The sequence below is a fragment of the Desulfonatronospira sp. genome, assembly GCA_003563255.1.
Taxonomy (GTDB): Bacteria; Desulfobacterota; Desulfovibrionia; order Desulfovibrionales; family Desulfonatronovibrionaceae; genus Desulfonatronospira.
In genome coordinates, this window is the sequence record PWSL01000034.1 from 1 (window position 1) to 3,088 (window position 3,088).

Below are 3,088 nucleotides of genomic sequence, written 5' to 3' on the forward strand. Positions count from 1 at the left end.
GAATTGTCAGTTCATCAAAATCAAGCATATTCTGGCTCCTGTCTTAAAAATATCAAATTATCATAAGTAACCGCCAGGGAGTTTCTTTGAAATCCCTGGTATTTGTCAAGCCAGACACTCTCCCCCTAACCCTTGAAATCCTGTAGCTTTCCTTTATAATTCAAGCCATGCCCCAAACTCATTATCTTCCTGAAAAGGATGTTTTCCAGGCCCTGGAAGAGGGTGCCTTGCTGCTCACAGTAAACCGCAGGCTGAGCCGCAGCATGCTGCAGCGCTTTACCAGCCACCAGGCTTCAACGGGCCGCACCGCTTGGGAGACTCCGGATATCCTGCCCTTGAGCAGCTGGATCATGCGCTGCATGGAAGAGATCACCTACCACCACCCGGATGTTTCCCATCCTTTGCCCATCACCCGGGACCAGGAGCTTTCTCTGTGGGAGGATATCATCCGGCAGTCCCCGCACTCCCGGGGACTTCTGCACCTGGAGGAAACAGCCCGCCAGGCGGCCCGGGCATGGACCCTTTTTGAGCAATGGAACCTGCAGGACCACCAGGACCCGGCACTCTGGAGCTCTCCAGACCACAGGGCCTTTCTGGAGTGGAGTACTGCTTTCAGGGATTATACCCAAAGCCGCGGCTGGATGGAGGAGGCAAGGCATACCCGGCATGTGGCCCGCATGCTTGAAAAGGGCTGCCTGCCTTGTCCCGCACACCTGGTGCTGGCCGGCCTGGAAAATCTAAGCCCGGTTCAGGAACATATCCTGGATGTCCTGGAGAGTCTTGGCTGTAAGATAAACCACCTGGAACCCGCCCGCAACGACCCCGCAAAAACCCTGCTGCCCCTGGCAGACCGGGAGCAGGAGATGCGCACCTGTGCCCTGTGGGTGCGCACCAGGCTTGAATCAGACCATGAACAGCGCATAGGGGTGGTGGTCCCGGATCTCTACTCTGTGCGCCAGGAAATCATACACACCTTTGATGCGCTTTTGCATCCGGATACTGCCTTTGAACCCCTGCCCCCGGAAAAGCGGGCCTATGACCTCTCCCTGGGAAGACCGCTGTCCGGCTATCCCTTGATCCGCTCTGCCCTGCACCTTCTGGATCTGCGCCTGGACCCCCTGCCCCTGGAGACAGTCAGTGCCGTCTTGAACACCCCTTTCCTGAAAGGGGCAAAAAGTGAAACACCAGCCCGCAGCGGCCTGGAAACACTGTTGCGCAAAACCCGCGAACCACAGATCTCTTTTTCCTTCCTTCTGGACAAGGCCGCAGACAGTTCAAAATCCTGGTCCTGCCTTGTTCTTGCCCGGAGCCTCAAGGCCTTTCAGGCCAGGATCAAGGAGCTGCCATCAACCCAGCCTCCCAGTGCCTGGGCCCAGGATCTTGATCTTTTGCTGCAGGATCTGGGCTGGCCGGGGGACATAACCCTCAGCAGTCATGAATACCAGACCGTGCAGGCCTTCAACGCCTGCCTCAAACGCCTGGCCGGCCTGGACCGGGTAATGCCCTCCACGGGCATGTCCCAGGCGACTCAGACACTCAGCCGGATCCTTAATGAGACCATATTTCAGCCGGAACCGCCTGAAGTCCGGGTACGCATAATGGGCATGCTGGAAGCGGAAAGCGAATCCTTTGACGAGTTGTGGATCATGGGGCTTACCGACCAGGCCTGGCCCCAGTCTCCCGAGCCCAGCCCCTTTCTGCCCGTATCTCTGCAGAAACACCTGGATATGCCCCGTTCAAGCCCGCAGCATGAACTGGATTACGCCCGCAGGATCATGCACAGGCTTTTGCAGAATCCCTCCCGGGCCATACTCAGCTACCCCTGCCGGGAAGAGGATCTGGAACTTTTGCCCAGCCCCCTGTTAAGGGAGATATCAGGCCTGGAATTCAATGAGCCCGGGCTGTTGCCCGACCCGGACCCCTGGTCCCAACTCCTCCCCGGGAAACACCTGGAATACTTTCAGAATGAACAGGCCCCGCCCTTGAGCCAGGCATCCCGGGCTCCCGGAGGAACCGGGGTGCTTCGCTCCCAGGCACTCTGTCCCTTCCAGGCCTTTGCCCGTCACCGCATGCACGCCCGGAGCCTGGAAGAACCAGTCGTGGGCCTGGGTCCCCCCGAGAGGGGCATAATCATGCACGCGGCCCTGGAATATTTCTGGCAATCCTGCCGGGATCAGGCTGCTCTTCTTAATCTGACAGGCGACAGGCGTCTGCAGATGATTGACCAGGCAGTGGATCAGGCCATCCGGGAAATGCATTCCCAGAGGCCGCAGACAATGACCTCCCGGTTTCAGGAACTGGAAAGAGAGCGCCTGCAGGATCTTTTGCAGGAATGGCTGGCCCTGGAGGAACAAAGACAGCCCTTCCAGGTGCAGGAACTGGAGAAACGCTCAAACATCAGCATCAATGGGCTGGAGCTGAATGTCGTGGCCGACAGGATGGATCGCCTGGAAGACGGAAGGCTGGTGGTAATTGACTACAAGTCCGGCAGGCATGCCATGTCCGAATGGTTCAAAAAGCGCCCGGTGGAGCCCCAGGTCCCCCTTTACACCCTGTTTTGCCCCGAACATGTAGCCGGGGTTTATTTCGGGGTTGTGCGCAAGGGAGAATGCGCCTTTGTGGGCCTGGGACAGGAGGACGGCATAGTGCCCGGCTGCAAGGGCTTTGCATCCCATAAGCTTACCAGTCATTACCAGCACTGGGACGAACTTTTGCAGGACTGGAAAAAAAGCCTGGAAAAGCTGGCCCAGGAATTCATGCAGGGCCAGGCCCGGGTTGATCCGGAAAGCCCTAATGCCTGCCGCCAGTGCGACCTGGAATCTATTTGCCGCATATTTGAAACCGGACAACCTTTTACACAGGAACCCCCTGATGTCACCTGAAATTGAAGACGCAGCACAGCGAAGTCAAGCCCTGGACCCTAAACGTTCATTCATAGTCCAGGCCCCGGCCGGATCGGGCAAGACTGAACTGCTGACCCAGCGCACCCTGGCCCTTCTATGCACTGTCCAGGCCCCGGAAGAGGTGGTGGCCATCACCTTCACCCGCAAGGCCGCCGGGGAGATGCGCACCCGCATCCTGCAGGCCC

At 58.2% G+C, this 3,088-nt stretch carries 2 protein-coding genes; both read left to right on the forward strand.

The window, feature by feature from the left end; all coding sequences use genetic code 11:
* The first annotated feature begins 167 nt into the window (after window positions 1–167).
* Window positions 168–2,882 carry a PD-(D/E)XK nuclease family protein gene (locus QZP87_RS01000; RefSeq protein WP_291321061.1) on the forward strand — a complete coding sequence of 905 codons (2,715 nt, stop codon included), beginning with the start codon at window positions 168–170 and terminating at the stop codon, window positions 2,880–2,882.
* On the forward strand, window positions 2,872–3,088 hold a 217-nt coding region (locus QZP87_RS01005; protein WP_291321062.1), incomplete at its 3' end, for a UvrD-helicase domain-containing protein. The genes QZP87_RS01000 and QZP87_RS01005, both read left to right, overlap by 11 nt.

Excerpts from the sequence above, each read along its gene's own strand:
- QZP87_RS01000 (WP_291321061.1), top strand. The coding sequence starts at position 168 with ATGCCCCAAACTCATTATCTTCCTGAAAAGGATGTTTTCCAGGCCCTG.